The organism is Allosphingosinicella sp., assembly GCF_036387615.1.
Classification (GTDB): domain Bacteria; phylum Pseudomonadota; class Alphaproteobacteria; order Sphingomonadales; family Sphingomonadaceae; genus Allosphingosinicella.
Window position 1 is genome coordinate 1 of sequence record NZ_DASVTH010000031.1, and the last position, 17,225, is coordinate 17,225.

Annotated in this window: 17 protein-coding genes and 1 pseudogene; 6 read left to right on the top strand and 12 right to left on the bottom strand. The window is 67.6% G+C overall.

All coding sequences use genetic code 11. The annotated features are described in order from the left end of the window. From VF631_RS05525 to VF631_RS05535, 3 genes and pseudogenes are all read right to left on the bottom strand, one after another. Positions 1 to 368, bottom strand: a pseudogene (locus VF631_RS05525) (histidine kinase); the annotation flags it as partial. Further along, positions 365 to 1,030, bottom strand: coding sequence for a response regulator transcription factor (locus tag VF631_RS05530; RefSeq protein ID WP_431849281.1), 666 nt, complete (start codon positions 1,028 to 1,030; stop codon positions 365 to 367). The pseudogene VF631_RS05525 and the gene VF631_RS05530, both read right to left, overlap by 4 nt. A gap of 95 nt (positions 1,031 to 1,125) precedes the next feature. Next, positions 1,126 to 1,422, bottom strand: a complete 297-nt coding sequence (locus VF631_RS05535) for a hypothetical protein (RefSeq protein WP_431849282.1) — start codon at positions 1,420 to 1,422, stop codon at positions 1,126 to 1,128. 128 nt (positions 1,423 to 1,550) lie between these two features. Between VF631_RS05535 and VF631_RS05540 the strand changes: the two genes are divergently transcribed. Next, entirely contained in the window at positions 1,551 to 3,173 is a 1,623-nt protein-coding gene (locus VF631_RS05540; protein WP_431849283.1) for an amidohydrolase family protein, read from the top strand. On the opposite strand, the gene VF631_RS05545 is transcribed toward VF631_RS05540, so the two are convergent. After that, positions 3,164 to 3,751 (bottom strand): thymidine kinase, encoded by a 588-nt coding sequence (locus VF631_RS05545; protein ID WP_431849284.1) that lies wholly within the window; start codon positions 3,749 to 3,751, stop codon positions 3,164 to 3,166. The two genes, VF631_RS05540 and VF631_RS05545, sit on opposite strands and share 10 nt — an antisense overlap. A 184-nt stretch (positions 3,752 to 3,935) precedes the next feature. On the opposite strand from VF631_RS05545, the gene VF631_RS05550 reads away from it, so the two are divergent. Further along, complete coding sequence (locus VF631_RS05550) at positions 3,936 to 4,133, top strand: hypothetical protein (RefSeq protein ID WP_431849285.1); 198 nt, start codon at positions 3,936 to 3,938, stop codon at positions 4,131 to 4,133. On the opposite strand, the gene VF631_RS05555 is transcribed toward VF631_RS05550, so the two are convergent. From VF631_RS05555 to VF631_RS05565, 3 genes are read right to left on the bottom strand one after another with little or no spacing between them, the layout of a single operon-like run. Then, positions 4,130 to 5,251: a mechanosensitive ion channel family protein gene (locus tag VF631_RS05555; protein ID WP_431849286.1), complete on the bottom strand. Its 1,122-nt coding sequence runs from the start codon at positions 5,249 to 5,251 to the stop codon at positions 4,130 to 4,132. The two genes, VF631_RS05550 and VF631_RS05555, sit on opposite strands and share 4 nt — an antisense overlap. A gap of 32 nt (positions 5,252 to 5,283) precedes the next feature. Further along, positions 5,284 to 6,366, bottom strand: coding sequence for a DNA topoisomerase IB (locus VF631_RS05560; protein ID WP_431849287.1), 1,083 nt, complete (start codon positions 6,364 to 6,366; stop codon positions 5,284 to 5,286). Positions 6,367 to 6,402: 36 nt separating this feature from the next. Beyond that, the gene (locus VF631_RS05565) at positions 6,403 to 7,779 is read right to left on the bottom strand and encodes an amino acid permease (RefSeq protein ID WP_431849384.1); all 1,377 of its coding nucleotides are present in this window, start codon (positions 7,777 to 7,779) and stop codon (positions 6,403 to 6,405) included. A 146-nt stretch (positions 7,780 to 7,925) separates the two neighbouring features. Between VF631_RS05565 and VF631_RS05570 the strand changes: the two genes are divergently transcribed. Then, on the top strand, positions 7,926 to 8,327 hold the full coding sequence (locus VF631_RS05570; protein WP_431849288.1) for a GFA family protein: 402 nt from the start codon (positions 7,926 to 7,928) through the stop codon (positions 8,325 to 8,327). Positions 8,328 to 8,381: 54 nt separating this feature from the next. Here the strand turns inward: VF631_RS05570 and VF631_RS05575 are convergent, their stop codons facing one another. After that, complete coding sequence (locus tag VF631_RS05575; protein WP_431849289.1) at positions 8,382 to 8,708, bottom strand: UrcA family protein; 327 nt, start codon at positions 8,706 to 8,708, stop codon at positions 8,382 to 8,384. Between the two features lie 148 nt (positions 8,709 to 8,856). Between VF631_RS05575 and VF631_RS05580 the strand changes: the two genes are divergently transcribed. Further along, positions 8,857 to 9,426, top strand: a complete 570-nt coding sequence (locus VF631_RS05580; protein ID WP_431849290.1) for a LysR family transcriptional regulator — start codon at positions 8,857 to 8,859, stop codon at positions 9,424 to 9,426. Next, the gene (locus VF631_RS05585; RefSeq protein WP_431849291.1) at positions 9,318 to 9,788 is read left to right on the top strand and encodes a LysR substrate-binding domain-containing protein; all 471 of its coding nucleotides are present in this window, start codon (positions 9,318 to 9,320) and stop codon (positions 9,786 to 9,788) included. Before VF631_RS05580 ends, VF631_RS05585 begins: the two co-directional genes overlap by 109 nt. Here the strand turns inward: VF631_RS05585 and VF631_RS05590 are convergent. The 4 genes from VF631_RS05590 to VF631_RS05605 all read right to left on the bottom strand — a co-directional run bounded on the left by VF631_RS05590 (position 9,785) and on the right by VF631_RS05605 (position 16,876). Further along, positions 9,785 to 10,177, bottom strand: a complete 393-nt coding sequence (locus VF631_RS05590) for a GNAT family N-acetyltransferase (protein WP_431849292.1) — start codon at positions 10,175 to 10,177, stop codon at positions 9,785 to 9,787. The genes VF631_RS05585 and VF631_RS05590 overlap by 4 nt on opposite strands. Beyond that, positions 10,177 to 14,379, bottom strand: a complete 4,203-nt coding sequence (locus VF631_RS05595; protein ID WP_431849293.1) for a translocation/assembly module TamB domain-containing protein — start codon at positions 14,377 to 14,379, stop codon at positions 10,177 to 10,179. The genes VF631_RS05590 and VF631_RS05595 overlap by 1 nt, the downstream gene beginning before the upstream one ends. Positions 14,380 to 14,511: 132 nt before the next feature. Continuing rightward, a complete protein-coding gene (locus VF631_RS05600; protein WP_431849294.1) occupies positions 14,512 to 16,491 on the bottom strand; it encodes an autotransporter assembly complex protein TamA in 1,980 nt (659 codons plus the stop codon). Between the two features lie 175 nt (positions 16,492 to 16,666). Next, entirely contained in the window at positions 16,667 to 16,876 is a 210-nt protein-coding gene (locus VF631_RS05605) for a hypothetical protein (RefSeq protein ID WP_431849295.1), read from the bottom strand. 132 nt (positions 16,877 to 17,008) lie between these two features. Here VF631_RS05605 and VF631_RS05610 point away from each other — a divergent pair, with 132 nt between their 5' ends. Further along, positions 17,009 to 17,179, top strand: a complete 171-nt coding sequence (locus tag VF631_RS05610; protein WP_431849296.1) for a hypothetical protein — start codon at positions 17,009 to 17,011, stop codon at positions 17,177 to 17,179. The last annotated feature ends 46 nt before the right edge of the window (positions 17,180 to 17,225 follow it).

The following is a 17,225-nucleotide window of genomic DNA, read 5'->3' on the forward strand; positions in this document are numbered from 1 at the left end:
AGGGATCGCGACGCAAATGTGTCCGACCCGACGCCGCTGATCTGGAAATACAGGCCCGAATAGGGCTCGATGAAGCGCTGGTCGGCGGGTGGGCGGTTGAAGCGCACTTCGCCATCCGGCCCGATCTCCGACGCAGCGATCATGGAGTTCAGAACAAACACCAGTTGCTTGTCGAAATTGTCCACGATCGACCGCGACAGGACGCGATCGAGGGCGAAACCGCCGAGCAGCAGCAAGGCCGCGATCCACGCCGCAGCGACGACGATCATGCGCCGGGTGAGCGAACGCGGCCGTTGCACCCGCGACGCGCGCCCGGCGGTCGGCTGAACGTCAGCCGCCGCCGTCACCGGGGCGGCGTGCTCGTTCAACGGCCGGGATCCTCCAGGCTGTAGCCGAGGCCGCGAATGGTGGTGATGACGTCGGCGCCAAGCTTCTTGCGGATGCGGGTCACGAACACTTCGATGGTATTCGAGTCACGATCGAAATCCTGATCGTAGATGTGCTCGATAAGCTCGGTCCGGCTGACCACCTTGCCCTTGTGGTGCATCAGGTAGGACAGCAGCTTATATTCCTGCGCCGTGAGCTTCACCGGCTCGCCGTTCAGAGTGACCTTGCCCGAACGCGTGTCGAGCCGGACGTCGCCGGCATTCATCTCCGTCGAAGCATTGCCGGAGGCGCGGCGGATCAGCGCGCGGAGGCGCGCGATCAGCTCCTCAGTCTGGAACGGCTTGGCCAGGTAATCGTCCGCGCCGGCGTCCAACCCGGCCACCTTGTCGGACCAGCTGTCGCGCGCCGTCAGCACCAACACGGGCACCTTCATGCCCTCCTTACGCCAGCGGTCGAGCACGGTCAGGCCGTCCACCTCGGGCAGGCCGAGATCGAGGATGATCGAGTCGTAGCTTTCGGTCGAGCCGAGATAATGGCCGTCCTCGCCGTCGGTCGCGAGGTCGACCGCATAGCCGGCGCCTTCCAGGGTGGCGCGCAACTGGCGCCCGAGATTGGGCTCGTCCTCTACGATCAAGACCCGCATATCACCTCTTCTCCCGGCAGGCTGAGCACATGAATGGCCCAACCAGCGCCGCCTGTGATGGTTTCATTGCGGGCGCGCAAGGAGGCAAGGGCCCGTCAGCGGGACTGCCCGAGAACCGCGCCGGTGCGTGCGTCGACGTCCACCCAGATCACCTCGCCGGCGCGCATGAACTTGAGCCGGTAGCGCCCGGAACCGGCGTCGAGCTCTGGTCCCAGATAGTCGGCTCCGCGCATCCGTGGCACGATCAGCCCTTCGATCGTGCGAAGCGAAAGGAAGCGACCTTCCTGCGTTCCTTTCCACGCGCTCATCTGCTCGCGCTCACGCGGGCGTGCGTCGCCCGGGGAGGCGAGCAGGGCGGGGCCGAACGCGGCGAGGAAGAGGAGGATACGCATGGGAATTACGTCTTTCTTGCAACTTGCCCCGGTTCGTAGCCAAGCGGCTTTGAATAGGCCATGAATGTGGCAGGAGGTCCCGCTTCCGGGCGGAGCGGTTGAGCCAAGGCACGGAAAAGGAACGGGGGATGCCAGGAGTCAAGAGCGCAGCACTGGGGATTGCGATTGCCGGCGCCGTGTTGGCCGCCGCTCTCCCCGTTCGCGCCGCCGATCCGCCGCGGGGAATGGAGCCGGTGCCCGCCCGCCGCGCGGACGAAGGCGGCGGGCCTTACCCCAAGCTGGTGATCAGAGGCGCGACCCTGATCGACGGCAGTGGCGCGCCGCCGCGCGGACCCGTCGACATCGTGGTGGAAGGCAATCGCATCGCCGAGATTCGGGGCGCGGGAACCCCTGGGCTGCCGCTCCGGCCCGACCGCGAACCGCGCGGCGCCGCTCGCGAAATCGATGCGACCGGCATGTATGTGCTACCCGGCTTCATCGACACGCACGGCCACAATGGCGATCCGGCCAAGGCGTCCCAGCCGAGCTACGGCTACAAGCTATGGCTCGCGCATGGCGTGACCAGCGTTCGCGGCGTCTCGCTCTATTTCGGCCCGAACAATCCCGCTCTGTCGGACAAGCGGCGAAGCGCCGACAACAGCATCGTCGCCCCGCGCCTGTTCGCTTATTCGGTGCTGGGGGATGCCTGGAGTGGCGGCGATGTCGATACGCCGGAACAGGCCAGGGCGTGGGTCCGCTGGGCCGCCAAGGCCGGCTATGACGGCGTAAAGTTCTTCAACGACAAGCCGCGCGACGTCACCGCCGCGGCGATCGACGAGGCCCGAAAGCAGAAGCTCGGCACGGTGGCCCATCTCGGGCAGAGCGGGGTCGCCGAAGTCAACGCCCGCATCGCAGGCGAGCTCGGCCTCGGCACCGTGACGCACTTTTATGGCCATTTCGAAAGCCTGCTGAAGGACAGCCGCCTGCCCAATTACCCGGCCGGCTACAACATGACCGACGAGCAGGACCGGTTCGCCGAAATCGCCAACTTCACGGGCCAGATCGTGGAGCCGGGCGGTCCGGAATGGCGCGCCTATTTGGAAGGCCAGCTCGCCCGCGGCGTGATCTTCGATCCCACCTTCAACATCTATTCCGCCTCGCGCGATCTGATGCGCGCGCGCAACGCCGACTGGCACGATCGCTATACCCTGCCGTCGCTGTACGACTTCTATCGGCCGAGCCGGGTTAATCACGGCTCCTACTGGTATGATTGGACGACCGCCAAGGAGATCGCATGGCGGCGCTTCTACGGGCCGTACATGCGGCTGATGAACGATTACAAGAATATGGGCGGGCGCGTCACGACCGGCTCGGACCCCGGCTATATCTACCAGACCTGGGGCTTCGCTTATGTTCAGGAACTGGAGATGCTGCAGGAAGCGGGCTTCACACCGCTGGAGGTGGTGCAGGCGGCGACCACCAATGGCGCTCACGCAATCTACGAGCCCAAGGGCGTCGAGCCGCCGATCGGCATCGTTCGCAAGGGCATGCTCGCCGACCTGGTGATCGTCCCGGAGAACCCGCTGCACAACTTCAAGACCCTGTTCGGGACCGGCTTCGAGCGGCTCGGCAGGGACGGCAAGGTCGAGCGTGTGGGCGGCGTGCGTTACACGATCAAGGACGGCATCGTTTATGATCCCAAGGCGCTGCTGGCGGACGCAGCCGCGATGGTGGAGGCGCAGAAGCGGGAGCGGGGACCGGCTCAGCCCTGAGTGAACAGCGCGTCCGACATGAAATGCCGCCGGCACACTGCTACGTAGCGTTCGTTGCCGCCGATCTCGGTCTGCTCGCCTTGCCGCACCGGCTTGCCAGCCGCGTCCAGCCGCATGTTCATTGTGGCCTTGCGGCCGCAGGCGCAGATCGCCTTGATCTCGGACAGGATGTCGGCGAGCGCGAGCAGCCATTTGCTGCCTTCGAACAGATTGGCCTGGAAATCGGTACGCAAGCCGTAGGCGAGCACCGGCACGCCGATCCCGTCGCAGATGGCGGCAAGCTGGAACACCTGATCGCGGCTGAGGAACTGGGCTTCGTCGATCAGCACGCAGGCGAGGCGGCCGCGTTCGTGCTCGCCTTCCACTTGCGCGCGCAAGTCGGTGTCCGGCCCGTACAGGTGGGCCTCGGCTTCCAGCCCGATGCGCGACGCCACCCGGCCCTCGCCGTATCGGTCGTCGATCGCGGCCGTCCACAGCATCGTGCGCATGCCGCGCTCGCGATAATTGAAGTCCGCCTGGAGCAGCAGGGTCGATTTACCGGCGTTCATCGAGGCGTAGTAGAAATAGAGCTTGGCCATCTCGGCTCCCTCCCACGGCGAGCGCGCCGCTTCAATGACCTGTCCGTCGCGCCCGATGCAGGGCTGGTCGATGGTGTGCCCCGCCCGTCGACGCACGTTCCGCGTCGGTCGAGACCCGCTGGCGCCGACCCTGACCGGCAGGCAGTGCCGGAGCGTTGAGTTCGCCTTCAGGAATATGCGTCCGATGTCACCACCAGTTCCCACCGACTCCGACGATCCGCGTCACGTCGCCCACGTGTTCGGGGACAGCTTCGCGAGGACCATCCCTGATCCTGATGCCGCCGTTCTCGAACTGCTTTGTGAACAGCTGGACTCCACTACGGTCGAGGACTGGCAGATGCTGTTCGCCCGCACCTACGCCGCGCCCCGCGGAGCGGCTTAGCGAAGCGTTCGCTCGCTATCCTCTTGCGGCCAGGGCAGCACGTGCCGGCCGTCCGGAGCAGCCGTGAAGCTGGTCTGGGTGGGGTAGGCGAGGCGCAGGCCGGCCTCTCCGATGGTGTCGAGCAACTCGGCAATGATCGCCGCGCGCGTGCGGAAGAACAGGTCGTAATCGGGGCTGGTGAAGCGGAGCTCCGCTTCGAAGTCGAGGCTGGAAGGGGCGATCCCGATCAGGCCCGCGCGGACGAAGCCGACATGCTCGTGGCGTTCCGCGGTCGTGCGGACCAGATCGGGCAGCCGAGCGATCACTCCGAGATCGGTCTGATAGACGAATGCAAGCTTCAGCAGGATGCGGCGCTGCGCGATCGCGCTCTGGTTGAGCAGGATCTTGTCGAGCAAGATGGCATTGGAGACCACGATCTCCTCGCCCTCTACCGAGCGGATGCGCGTGCTCTTGAGCCCGATCTGCTCGACATTTCCTGAAAAGGCGTCGAACTTGATCGCCTCGCCGCGGCGAAACGGCTTGTCGAGGATGATGGCGAGCGCGGCGAACAGGTCCTTGAACACGCCCTGCGCGGCAAGGCCGATCGCGACGCCGCCAATGCCCAGGCCTGCGACCAGGCCGGTGACGTTGACGCCGAGATTGTCGAGGATCAGCACCAACGCGATCAGGAACAGGGCGACGCTGACCAGCCCGCGGATAAGGCCGAAAGCGGTTCCGAACGTGCTGGCCTGTTCGGCCTCGCCGATCCGGTGCTGGAGCAGACCGAGGATCAGCGCGCGCGCCCAAACGGCGCCTTGCAGCACGGCCGCGATCGTGAACAGGATGTCGATCGCCCGGTCGATGGTGCGGGGCAGCGTGGTGAGTTCGGCGACCACTTCGATCGCGCACAGGATGATGAACGTAATGCCGGTCTTGGCGAGCACGCGCCCGACCAGGTTGCGCCACTTGAGGTTCTCGCTGCGGCCCCGGACGAGCCGGTGCCCGAACGTGCGCAGACCAAGGAGGAGCCCGGCGACGATTGCGCCGGCCAGCAGCGCATAGAACAGGTCGGCCCCGTTCGCCGCGAACCAGCCCGCGCTCTCGCCCAGCATGCGATCGGTCTTCTGACTGACGTTCATGACCGCGTGATTGTCAGGTGAGGCGGCGCGGTTCAAGCCGCTCCGACGCTCGCCTCCAGCTGCGCTCTCACATCCTCGGCGACCTGCGCGTCCGTCTTGCCTTCCGCCTCGGCCCTGGCCTCCAGCTTCTCCTCTTCCTTCGGCAGCGCCTCCAGAAACTCGATCAGCCCGCGCTCATAGGCGCTGAGATACTTGCCGGCCCGCGGCAGCTTGCGCCCGCCGATCGCGCCGGCGTCCTTGGCCGCCTCGATGATCGCCGGATGGACGTAGCTTTTGCGGCTGATCGCGGGCGTATTGCCGAGCGCTTCGGCGACCGGCTCCATCACCGCCTTGAGCTTGATGCGCGGGTTCTCGGCGGCGCGCTTGGCCATCTGCTCGAACGCGATCACGCTGGCGCCCCAGGTGCGGAAATCCTTGGCAGTGAAGTCGTCGCCCATCGCGTCCTTGATGTACGCGTTGACGTCACCCGACGTGACCGGCTTGATCTCGCCGTCCGGCGTTACGAACTCGAACAGATGCTGGCCGGGAAGGTCCTGGGTACGTTTCGCGATGCGGGCGAGGTTGCGGTCGGTGACGGTCACGACGTGCTTGACGCCGTGCTTGCCCTTGTAGCTGAGCTTCAATTTGCCGCCCTCGACCTTGGCGTGGCGATTGCGAAGGGTGGTCGCCCCGAAGCTCTTGCCGGACTTTACATATTCTTCGCTGCCGACCCGCATGTGCGTCTCGTCGATCAACTTGACGACGGCCGCGAGCACCGTGTCGGCCGCAAGCTTCCGGCCGGTGATGTCTTCCTCGATCTTCTTGCGAAGCTTGGGCAGCGCGTGACCGAATTTGGCCAGCCGCTCATATTTGGCGAGTTCCCGAGTGGCGCGGAAATCGGGATGGTAGCGATATTGCTTGCGTCCCTTGGCATCGAACCCAACGCCTTGAAGATGGCCGTTCGGATCGGCGCAGAACCAGCAGCGCTCGTAAGCCGGCGGCATGCCGAGCTTGTTCAGCCGCTCGATCTCGGCACGGTCGGTGATGCGTTTCCCGTCGGGGCCGTAATAGCCCCAGCCCAGCTTCATCTTCTTGCGGGTGATGCCGGGTGCTGAATCATCGACATAGTTGAGCATGGAGCGCTAATCGCGCGCGCCGCCGCTTCGTTCCGGTCAGGTTTTGGTGAGAGGCCCCGCGCGCCCTGCAAGGCTGTGGCGAGACCCGTAGAGCAGGTAAATGACGAGCCCGACACCCTGCGCCACGAGGAAGTAGAGCTGCGTGGTCTGTGGCAAGCTGTAGAAGAGGTAGGCGCAGCCGAGGATCGCGACCAGCCCCACCACCCAGGGCAGCGGCGTGCGGAATGTGCGGGGCGCGTCGGGCGCGCGGCGGCGCATGATGAGCATGCAGAGGGCGACGGCGATGAAGGCGGTGAGGGTGCCGGCATTGGCGAGCGCGGCGAGTTCGTCGAGCGGGATCAGCCCGGCGAGGATCGCGACCAGCACGGCCGTGAACAGCGTGATGCGCACCGGCGAGCCGCGGTCCGACACTTTGGCAAGGCTGCGCGGCAGCAGCCCGTCGCGCGCCATTACGAAGAAGATGCGGCTCTGCCCATAGAAGAAGGCGAGGATCACCGTTGGCAGCGCGATCACGGCGGAGGCGGCGAGGTAGGTCGCGGCGCCGGGCTGGTCCAGCTGGCGCAGGATGAGCGCAAGCGGCTCGGGGCTGTTGGCGAAGCGCTGGTAGCTGACTGCCCCGATCGCGGCGGCCGCGACCGCCATGTAGATCAGCACACAGGCGAGCATGGAGCCGACGATCCCGATCGAAAGATCGCGGGCCGGGTTCTTCGCCTCCTCGGCGGCGGTGGCGATCGCGTCGAAGCCGTAAAAGGCGAAAAAGATGATCGCCGCCGCGGCCATCACTCCGACCTCTGCGCCGGGCGCGCCTGAGGCAGGGAAGCCGAACGGCATGAACGGCTGGAAGTTGGCGGGATTGAAGTACTGGAAGGCGATGAACACGAACACGACCAGCGCCGCAATCTTCACCAGCACCAGCACCGCGTTCAGAGTGGCGCTCTCCTTCGTGCCGAAGATCAGCAGGCCGGCGACCACGGCGATGATGAAGATGGCCGGCAGGTTGACGATTCCGCCCAGCGCAGGACCCTGCATCAGCTCCAGCGGCACACCGAGCGAAGCCTGCAGCAAAGGTGCCGCATAGCCCGACCATCCGACCGCGACCGCGCTTACCACCAGGCTGTATTCCAGGATCAGGCTCCAGCCGACGATCCAGGCGAGCAGTTCGCCGATCACGACATAAGTGTAGGTGTAGGCGCTTCCCGACGCCGGGATCATTGTCGCCATCTCGGCATAAGCGAGCGCGGCTGCCGCGCAGATGATGCCGGCAATGGCGAAAGAGAGGATTACCGACGGCCCGGCCTTGGCGGCGCCGACGCCGATCAGCGTCAGGATGCCGGTGCCGACGATCGCTCCCACCCCGAGCGCGACGAGGTGCGGCCAGGACAGGGTCTTCCGCAGCCGGTGCTCAGCCGGCATGTCCTCGTGCGCAACAACCGTCTTGCGTGCATTCCAATGTTTCACGTCGGCGCCGCTCCCATCGTTTTTCCGCATCATGGCGCGGGGCCATGGGCGCGTCGAGACAATCCTTGCGGCCGCAGCGGCGCGGGCGCATGCTGGCGCCCATGTCTGCCGAGCGGATCGCGAAATGCGCGTGCGGGGCGGTGCAGGTCGCCTGCAAGGGCGAGCCGGCCCGCGTGTCGGTCTGCCATTGCCTCGATTGCCAGCGCCGGACCGGGAGCGCCTTTTCCTACAATGCGACGTTCGCGGCCGAACAGGTCCGGATGGCGGGAAAAGTGAACAGTTTCACGCAGCTGGGCGACGAGGGGCGCTGGGGCCGCCACTCATTCTGCCCAAGCTGCGGGCGCACGGCCTATTACGAGATCGAGGTGCGGCCGGGCATGGTGACCGTGCCGGTGGGCAATTTCGCCGATCCCGATTTCCCGCCTCCAACCGTATCCGTCTATGGCGAGCGGCGGCACCGCTGGGTCGGCATCAACACCGATCAGCCGATCGAGGAGGCTTGAGCGACGCGCAAGGGCGGCTCCGGCGAGGAGTCACCCCTTTGGGCGCAGCGTCGCTCAGCGCCCGAGCGCGATTGTCGTCGGGGCCGGTTGCCGAGCCGAAGCCGTGGCCCGCTCGACCTGCGCCTGGGCAAGGCCGCGTGCCTCGACGCTACAGCGCCGGATTGCGTTGGCGCCGGCCAGGTCGACCGTCGACGCATCTCCGCATGCCGTGTTCACGGCTTGCCGGATGCGCCCGTCGAGCTTCGCCCGGTCGGACGCGCGGCTGAGATCGAGATCGGCGATCTGCACGCGTTCTTTCGCCTGCTCGGCGGGGCCCGCGGCGAGAGCCGGAGTGACAAACAGAAGCGAGCCGACAAGCCCGAAAGTTGAGGACGTCTTCATCTCGGATACTCCTTGAAGATGGGACGTCAGCGCTGGCGTGCCCTTCAGATACACCGGCAGATCAGTTTCAACTAACAACGATATTGCGCACCTATTCTGCAGAAGTGCAGAATGCGGCGTGGCTCGGGGGAGGGTAGAAGCGGCGCCTATGTTCGACTGGAACGACCTTCGCGCATTTCTCGCGGTTGCGGAAACCGGAAGCACGCTCGCCGCCGGCCGCGCTCTGCGGGTCAGCCAGACCACGGTAGCGCGCCGGATCGCAGCGCTCGAGCAAGCGCTCGGCCTGGTGCTGTTCGAGCGCAGGCAGGCCGGATATCTTCTGACGCCCGGGGGCGAGGCGCTGCTGCCCCGCGCAGAGGCGGTCAAGGCAGCGGCGGGCGTGTTCGCCGATGCAGTGTCGGGCCAGGCCCGCGAGAGTGGCGGAACGGTGCGCCTGACCACCCACGATATCTACACGCTCACAATCCTGCCGCCGATCCTTCGCGGTCTGCACGAGGCGCATCCCGGCATTCGCATCGAACTCGACAGCAGCGAGCAGATCCGGGATCTGGCCTCTGGTTTCGCCGATGTGGCGCTCCGCAGTACCCTCCAGGCCAAGGGGGCGGCCTGGTGGGGCGCCGCGTCGCACCCGATCCATGGACGGTCTTTTGCAGCCGCGACTATGCCGCCCGCCGCGGGGTTCCCCGGTGCCGCTCCGACCTACGCGCGCACGACCTGATCGGCGGCGGCGGTCCCGGAGTTGGCCCGCTTTATCAGGCCTGGCTGCGCAAGAATGACCTGGAGAACGCGGTGATTCTCGAGCAAGGCTCGGTCACCGGGCTCTTGGCGAGCGTGCGCTCGGGTCTAGGCATCGCCGTGCTGCCGAGCTTCGTCGCGCGCCAGGAGCCGGACCTCGTCCAGTGCTTGCCTCACGACGAAGAGGATGGAGTCGAACTCTGGCTGCTCACGCACGAACGGATGCGCCACACGCCCCGCGTCCGCATCGTCCTCGACTTCCTGTATGAGCGCCTGCGGTCGCTCGCCGCCAAAGCCCCGCCGCTGAACGGCACAAGGGCCGGCGGACGGTCCCAGACCGCTTAGCCTTCCTGCAGGCGGATCAGCCCCGCTTGCGTCGCGCGAAAGCCGCATCGGCGGTAAAGCGGCTCGAGATGCGGCTCGTAATCGACATGGAGCCAGGTCAGCCCGCGCGCTTTCGTCTGCGCAACAGCCGCTTCGATGAGGCGGGTGGCGATGCCCTGGCGCCGGTGGTCCGGGTGAACGCTGGTATCGAGCAGAAAACCGTGCTCGCCGCCGTCCCACGCGACGTTCAGGAACCCGATCAGCCGATCTTCAAAGTAGGCGCAGACATGAAGAAGGCTCCGCGCCAGCACCGCGTCGAAGTTGAAGCCGGGCGGTTGGCCCCATGTCGCGATCCAGAGTTGCTCCAGCTCCGCATCGGCCGGGAACGGGCTCAGCCGTATCCGCTCCACTAATAATCCTTCGACACGCGCACGTTGACGCCCTGCCGGCCCGCCGTGCTGATGCTCGACAGCAAAGAAAGCCAGCGCGTGATCTGATATTCGATGCGGGTGGCGGAATAGCCGCGGCCGTCGGTGATCACCTCGACATAGACCTGACGGCCGAGATATTTCCCGGCCGCGATCGAGGTGCCCTGGCCGGTGGCGATGTCGGCGGGGAGGACGCGCAAGCGATCGAGCCCGACCGCGCTGCGCACGCGGTTGATCGGGTCCAGATACCCGCCCGTGTCGTTGAGCGAGGCGACGGCGGCGGCGAGCTGCAGCGCCTCGGGTGCGGACAGGTTGGTGATCGAGGTGCCGAACAGGAGACGGCTGAGCAGCTCGTCCTGGGGAAGGGCAGGCGTGCTGGTGAACGCGATCTCGGGCTTCTGCCCGCGCCCGGTGACGCGGATCTGCGCGTTGAGGCCCTGGATGCCGCCCTCAGCGACGATGTCCAGGATCGGATTGGGCGGGCTCTCCCCCGCGAAGCGGATCGTCCCGCGTTCGAGGTCGAAACGGCGGCCGGCAAAGTCGTAGCTGCCGCGGACGAGCTCGGCACGGCCGGTGATCGAGGGCGCGGTCACCAGGCCGCCGATGCGCAGGTCCGTGCCCCATTCGCTGGTGATGCCGAGGCCCGTCACCGAGAGACGCGCGCTAGACTGTAACCCCAGGTCTAGGCGCCAAGGCTCGGCCCGGCGCGGCGCGGGCGCGTCGTCCTCGCGCCGATTAAGCTCGCGGACGGGCAGCCGCAGCACCTGCGCCGCCGCCGTCGCGCTGCCGAGCTTGAAGCTGCCGCTGTCGAGCCGGAGATTGCCGGATATGACCCCGCTGCCTCCGCCTGCGCGGATGCGCAGCGGACCGCTCACCTGCGCCTTGAGGTCGTCGCGGTCGATCAGCTGCGCGGCGCGGGTGTCGATGATCAGGTCCATGCCGAGGCCGCGCGCGGCGGAGAGGTCGAATGCGCCGCGCCCCGAGACGGCCCCGCCGCGCTTGGTCGCACCCACAAAGCGATCGATAACCAGCTGTGAGCCGCCGAACCGCCCCTGCGCGGCGAGGTTCTCGACGACGGTGCCGGTCACCGGGCTTTCCAACCTTGCGCGCTCCGTCCTTAGCGACCCCCGTATCTGGGGGTCGTTGAGCGTGCCGCGCGCGTCGGCGCCGACCGCGACCGGGCCGCTGAAGTCGATCAGCTCGAGGCCGGTCAGCCGCCACAGGGTGTCCGCCGGGCCATTGTAGCGAAGTTGAGCGAAGAGCGGCGCTCTCGCGAGCCGGTCGGCCAGGCTGCCGCTGACGCCGATCGGCGCAAGGCGCGCCTGTGCGCGGCCGATCGTGCGGCCTTCGCTGACCGCGATCGCCCGCATCGCGGCGTTGCCGCCGATCATGCGGGCATTGACCCCGATATCCACGGGACGGGAGGAGAGAACGAGGCCGGAGCGGCTGAGCCCGCGCACCCGGACGTTGGCCTCGCCGGCCGGCTGCGCCCCGTCAGCCTGGCGATAGCTAAGCGTGCCCGAAGCCACGCCTCCGAGCGCCAGCCGCGGATAGAAGATGTCGAGCACCGACAGCGGCATCGCGGCGAGGCGGCTGTCGAACTCGGTGCGGTTCGGGGCGAACAGTCCGCCGACCGTGGCACTGCCGCCGGCGAAGGCGAGCGAAGCGGGGGCGAGCCGCCAGCCCGCGCCCTCGCGGGTGAGGAGGGCAGGGGCGGTGAGCCGGATCGGGCGGCGGTCGACGGTGCCGGAGCCGCTCAGGCGCACGCGGTCCGGCGTTACCTCGGCCACCGTCCGGAAGGCGAAGTCGCGGACGCGATTGCCGGCGAGATTGGCGCGGACCTGGCCCACGCCGCCGCGCATGCTGGCCTGCGCGTCGATCCGGGCGAGGGTAAGGCCGGCGGTGCTGAGGTCCCGGGCCGAAAGCGTGCCCTCGATCGAAGTCGCGCCTGGATTGAGCAGCATTACGCCGTCGAGCTTGCCGCTCCGGATCGCGATCGCGGGCGGGCCGGTCAGACGGGCGTTATCGGCAACAAGGTGCGCCTCGATCCGCTGGATCGTGCCGACGGGCGAGAAGAGAAGAGGTCCACTGAAGCCCGATCCGGCCAGATCGAGCCGGCCCGTGAATCCGCCCGAATCCGATCGCAGCGTGCCCGTCGCGTTCACGCCGGAGACGTTGAGGTTGGCGACCTGGATCAGGGCGGCCGCGCCGCGCGGGAGCAGGATCGCGCCGCGGGTGGTGAACGGCCCCAGCTTCGATCCGCCCGCCGCGCGATAAGCGAAACCGCCCGCCGTCGGATCGAGCTCGAGCAGTACGTTCGCGAGGCCGATCGCCGGGTTCGGCCTTTGCAGCCGGATCGCCATGCGCGGCCGTTCGATGCGCCCGTCGAGCCGCATCGCGAACGGGCCGTACTGGCCCTGTCTTCCGGATCCTTCGAAGAAGAAGGTGCCGTCCACCCGGCGGAAACCCGTTCCGGCGATGCGGATATTGGGCGCGACAAGGCGCAGGTTGGAGAAGCGAACGACCTTGTCGTTGCCGCGCACGAGGTCGGTCTCGATCTGCGGCAGACCGCCTGCCAGCCCGGCGAGGAAGCGGTTGTCGAACCTGCGCACCCAAGCCCGCCCGCGCCCGGTCACCAAGGTGCCGCGTCCGCTCGGATGGCGCACGACCTTGAGCTCCGTCAGGACATCGACCAGGCCAAGGCCTGGGATGAGGTAGCGGGTCAGCCCGCCCGACAGGATCACGTCGAAACGGCCATCAACGAGATCGACGAACAGGCTCGCCTTCCCGTTGAGCTTGTCGGAGGTGACGACGAGGCCGTCCCCCGTCAGCTGCCTGGGGGTGAGCTTGAGCGATCCCTGCACGCGCAAATTGGCGAGGATGCCGCCGGCGACATCGCCGACGCCGGTGACGCGCTGGGCCGTAAGCAGCAGCGGGACGGTGACGGGGGCCTTCGACCAGCGTCCGCGCCCTTCGGCGCGCACGCCTTCGAAGCCGGTGCGCTCGAACGCGACCCGTTGCGAGGTCAGGCGATAAGCGAAGCCGAACCGGTCGAAGCCGCCGTCGAGCAGCATCGTCAGCCGCACCTTCTCGCCCGTCATGTCCGGGAACAAGGCCGGCGGGCGGAGCAGGTCGAGCCCGATCGCGATCTTCCGGAACAGGCTGCGGCCAAGATCGACCGCGCCGCGCGCCTCGGCCTTGAGCGAGGGGGAGCGCAGCGACAGGCGGCCGTGGAGCACGCGATCGGCGAAGGTCGCTTCCGAGCGCACCTGCACGATCGGCGCGGTCAGCCGGGCTTTCTTGCCGGTCCAGAACTGGGCCGGAGCGATAGCGCCGGACAGGGTGTAGCGCCCATCGCTCGCGCGCAGCTGGAGGTTGGCGGTGCGTTTCCCCGAAAGGTTGAGGGCGCCGGTGCCGGCCCAAGCACGCCAGCTGCCTTCCCCTTGCACCTGCAGCGCCACGGCGCGGCGGCTGCCGAACAGGGCGGGCACGACACCGCCTTCCGGGCTGGCGAGCCTCAGGTCGATGTCGAAGCGGTTCCGGTCTGGCTCGGCATCAAGCAGCAGGGCCAGGCGATCGCCGCCACCCGTGACCGCCGCGTTCAGTCTCACCAGCGCACGGCCCGAGCGAATGTCCGCCTCGCCTTGCACCCGCGCGATGCGCCGTTGCCCGATCAGGCCCGGCTCCAGCCGGAGCTGTGCGATCTCGAGCCGGCCGATGCGAATGTCGAAGTCCGGGAGGATCGGCCGCGGCTCCCTGCTCGGCCGCAGCTTCGGCGCGCGGTGCAGCACGACGAGTTCGGACGAGAACCGGTCGATGACGAGTTTCTTGTTCAGCCACGCGCGCGGCTGCCAGTCGAGATCTATCGTCGGGCTGTGCGCAAACAGCCCCTGCGGGTCCGAAAGGCGCACGTCGCGCAGCCGCGTCCCGCCCCAGATCGATCCCTCGATCCGGCCGATCCGGATGCGAAGCCCGGAGGAAGGCGCCTGGTTGGCGATCCGCTCGGCGATGAAGCGGTGTCCCGCGTCGGTATCCAGATAAGCGACGAACCCCGCCGCCGCGATCAGCGCCAGCAGCAAGAGACCAAGCAGCGCCTTGAAAACACGCCCCGGCCAGCGCCTGCGCCGGATCGGCCCCGCCGCTTCCGTTTCGCTTTCGAAGCGGCCGGGCGTTTCGTCGTTCAAAGCCCTCTCCCCTGCGGGGAGAGGGTTGGGTGAGGGGGCTCGGCGATAGTGAGTGTTCTCGGATTCAGAACCCACTCGCCCCAGCCCTCTCCCCCCAGGGGAGAGGGAGCAAAGGAGCGCCGCTCCGACATTTCAGAAGGCCTGCCCCAGCGAAACATAGACCGCCACGCGCGGATCGCCGCTGCGCCGGCTCAAGGGCGTGCCGACATCCACTCGGATCGGGCCGAAGTTGCTGTGATAGCGAACGCCGATACCGGCCCCGAAGCGCAGTTCGTCGAGGCGGGGCAGGGGGGATGTGTAGATGTTGCCCGCATCGATGAAGGGCACCACTCCGAACGGCCCGCCGATCCGGACCCGCGCCTCCAAGGCAAACTCCGCCAGGCTGCGCCCGCCGATCGGATCGTCGAACACCGGATCGCGGGGGCCAAGCCGCTGGAAGCCGTAGCCGCGCACCGATCCGCCACCACCTGCATAGAAGCGCCGGGATGGTGCGATCCGGTCCCGGTCCGCGCCGAAGATGGTGCCAAGCCGGGCGCGGGCGGCGATCGTCACGGTGTCGCTGACGGGCTGATAGAAGCTGCCGTCGATCTGCGCCCTTGTATAGCCGAAGGTGCCGCTCTGCAGCGACAATTCGGGCGAGACGCGGCCCGCCAGCCGGTAGCCGCGGGTCGGATCGAGCAGGTCGTTGGAGCCGTCATAGCTGAGCGTCGCCGGCACCGCCGCGATGAAGAAGGTGCGCCGCCGTGTCATTGCGAGGTCGATGTTCACGTCCCGCTCGTCGGACGCGAGGAGATCCGCGCCGAGGCTCCAGGTCCATCTTTTCTGCCAGATGATGTTGGTCTGCCGCTCGATCCCGACGCCGACCAGGAAGGTGCGGGCATCGAAAGCGTCGCGATCGATGTTGCTGGCCGCGACATTGGCGGTCAGCACCTGGTCGCGCTTGCGGAAGTTGTTCCGCCGCAGGGAGACTCCGAGCAGTTGCTCCTCGGTGCCCAGTACACCGCGGACGCGGACCGCGCCCTCCGGGGGGAGCAGGTTGCGATGCTCCCAGCTGAGCTCGACTCGCGCTCCCTCGCCAGTGCCGTAGCCTGCCTCTCCGGCGACGGTGCGCATCGGCGCGGGCTCGAGTCCGACCGCGATGTCGACCACTTCGCTGCCCGGCCGTGCGACCGGCCGCAGGTTGACCACCGACACGAGCCCGGTTGCGACCAGCGCGCGGCGCAGATCCTCCAGCCGCGGGGTTTGGAAGCGCTCGCCGGGATCGAAGCGAGCGATGGTCTGGATGTGCTCGGCGCTGAACAGCGGGCGGCCTTCGACGATGATCCGGCCGAACTGGCGGGCGCCGTTCGGCTGCACGGGCAGGACCAGGCGCGCCGTCCGCGCCTGGTGATCGACGACGATGTCGAGCGCGCCGACATCGGCGAAGGCGAAGCCGCGCTGGCCAAGCTGGGCCCTCAGCGCCGCTTCGCCCGCAGTGACGGCGGCGGCGTTGACCGGCGCGCCCGCTTCGATGCCGAAGCTGCGGCGCAGGATCGTCGCTTCGGACCCTGCGCCATCGAGGCCCGGCAGGCTGACTTCCGCGAAACGGTAGAGCGGCCCGGGTTGCGCCTGGAGCTGGACCTGGACGGCGTTGCCCCCGGCTGTGCCCGAGACCTCCGTCGTCACCTGCGCGTCATAATAGCCGTAGGCGCGGAGCAGTTCGGCGAGCAGGTCGGCGTCCTGGCGGGCGCGCCGGTCGATCTGGGCGGCATTGGCGGGATCGTCGCGATTGGCCTGCAAGGTGGAGAGCGTGTTGAACTGGGCGAGAAGGTCGCCGCTCCCGACCGATTCGAGCCCGGTCAGCGCAACCGTGTAGCTGCGTTCCGCGCCGGCATCGGCGATCGTGGTCGTGGGCGTGTCGGCGATCGCCTCGCCTTCCTGCTGCTCCATGTCGGGCCAGGCCACGCCAAGGTCGGGCAGCGGATCGAGCGGCGCCGATGGGTCGAGTTCCGGCAGCGGCGGCAGCGGTCGCGAGGGATCGAGCGGCTCGTCAACCTGGTCGAGCTCCGCCTCTTGCGCGCGCGCGTCCTCCGGCCAGAGAAAAAAGGCAGCGGCAGCCAACGCGGCGACCATAGGGGCACTCCGCAAAGTCGTACTTTGCGGAGTGGGCCCACGAGGTTCCCGCAATGTGATAATTTGCGGGGGGCACCGAGGCCGCCCGCCCGCGACTTGCAACATCCTGCCAAGTTACCCGCCCGACATTTACCACGCCAGAACAGATTGGCGGCAGGTTCGATCGAACAGCAGGTTAGTGCACTGATCCACTCGGCTCGTCGGACCTCAGCATCTCGATCGTCCGCTCGATCTGCCGCCAGCGGCAGAAATGGATGACGTTCCCCACCGAGCGGCTGTGGCTGGCGCGTGAGGCCGCCTCGATCAGCGCATGTTCGCCGAAGCGGGACATCAACTCGGTTGCCTCTTCCAGGCCCGCCCGATCGACATGGACATGATTGTGCAAGAACACGACTCCCTTCCCCTTGGCCGCGCGTCTTAGGCCCGGGCCGGTTGTCGATTTGCCCCAAGCTTAATCTGAATCGCGCATTCACCAGAGCGGTGGCGAGAGCGGCGCGAAGCTGGCATGGCGCCGGTCATGAAGGCGCCCGCACCCAAAGCCCGCCAGGCGGGAGGCATCCTGCTCGCTCTCGGCCTAATGCTGGGAGCGGTGACCGGGGTTGTCCTGGGTCAGCCCAGCGCCGGCCTTCTGATCGGCGGAGGTATCGGCGCCGCGCTCGCGTTCCTGCTCTGGTGGCGAGATCGCTGAACCACTCTCGATTGCCATCGCGTCAGATGCTCGGGCGCAAGAACCT

Excerpts from the sequence above, each read along its gene's own strand:
- VF631_RS05610 (WP_431849296.1), top strand. The coding sequence starts at position 17,009 with ATGAAGGCGCCCGCACCCAAAGCCCGCCAGGCGGGAGGCATCCTGCTC.
- VF631_RS05580 (WP_431849290.1), top strand. The coding sequence starts at position 8,857 with ATGTTCGACTGGAACGACCTTCGCGCATTTCTCGCGGTTGCGGAAACC.
- VF631_RS05570 (WP_431849288.1), top strand. The coding sequence starts at position 7,926 with ATGTCTGCCGAGCGGATCGCGAAATGCGCGTGCGGGGCGGTGCAGGTC.
- VF631_RS05565 (WP_431849384.1), bottom strand. The coding sequence starts at position 7,779 with ATGCCGGCTGAGCACCGGCTGCGGAAGACCCTGTCCTGGCCGCACCTC.
- VF631_RS05555 (WP_431849286.1), bottom strand. The coding sequence starts at position 5,251 with ATGAACGTCAGTCAGAAGACCGATCGCATGCTGGGCGAGAGCGCGGGC.
- VF631_RS05575 (WP_431849289.1), bottom strand. The coding sequence starts at position 8,708 with ATGAAGACGTCCTCAACTTTCGGGCTTGTCGGCTCGCTTCTGTTTGTC.
- VF631_RS05540 (WP_431849283.1), top strand. The coding sequence starts at position 1,551 with ATGCCAGGAGTCAAGAGCGCAGCACTGGGGATTGCGATTGCCGGCGCC.
- VF631_RS05550 (WP_431849285.1), top strand. The coding sequence starts at position 3,936 with ATGTCACCACCAGTTCCCACCGACTCCGACGATCCGCGTCACGTCGCC.
- VF631_RS05530 (WP_431849281.1), bottom strand. The coding sequence starts at position 1,030 with ATGCGGGTCTTGATCGTAGAGGACGAGCCCAATCTCGGGCGCCAGTTG.
- VF631_RS05535 (WP_431849282.1), bottom strand. The coding sequence starts at position 1,422 with ATGCGTATCCTCCTCTTCCTCGCCGCGTTCGGCCCCGCCCTGCTCGCC.
- VF631_RS05545 (WP_431849284.1), bottom strand. The coding sequence starts at position 3,751 with ATGGCCAAGCTCTATTTCTACTACGCCTCGATGAACGCCGGTAAATCG.
- VF631_RS05560 (WP_431849287.1), bottom strand. The coding sequence starts at position 6,366 with ATGCTCAACTATGTCGATGATTCAGCACCCGGCATCACCCGCAAGAAG.
- VF631_RS05600 (WP_431849294.1), bottom strand. The coding sequence starts at position 16,491 with ATGGTCGCCGCGTTGGCTGCCGCTGCCTTTTTTCTCTGGCCGGAGGAC.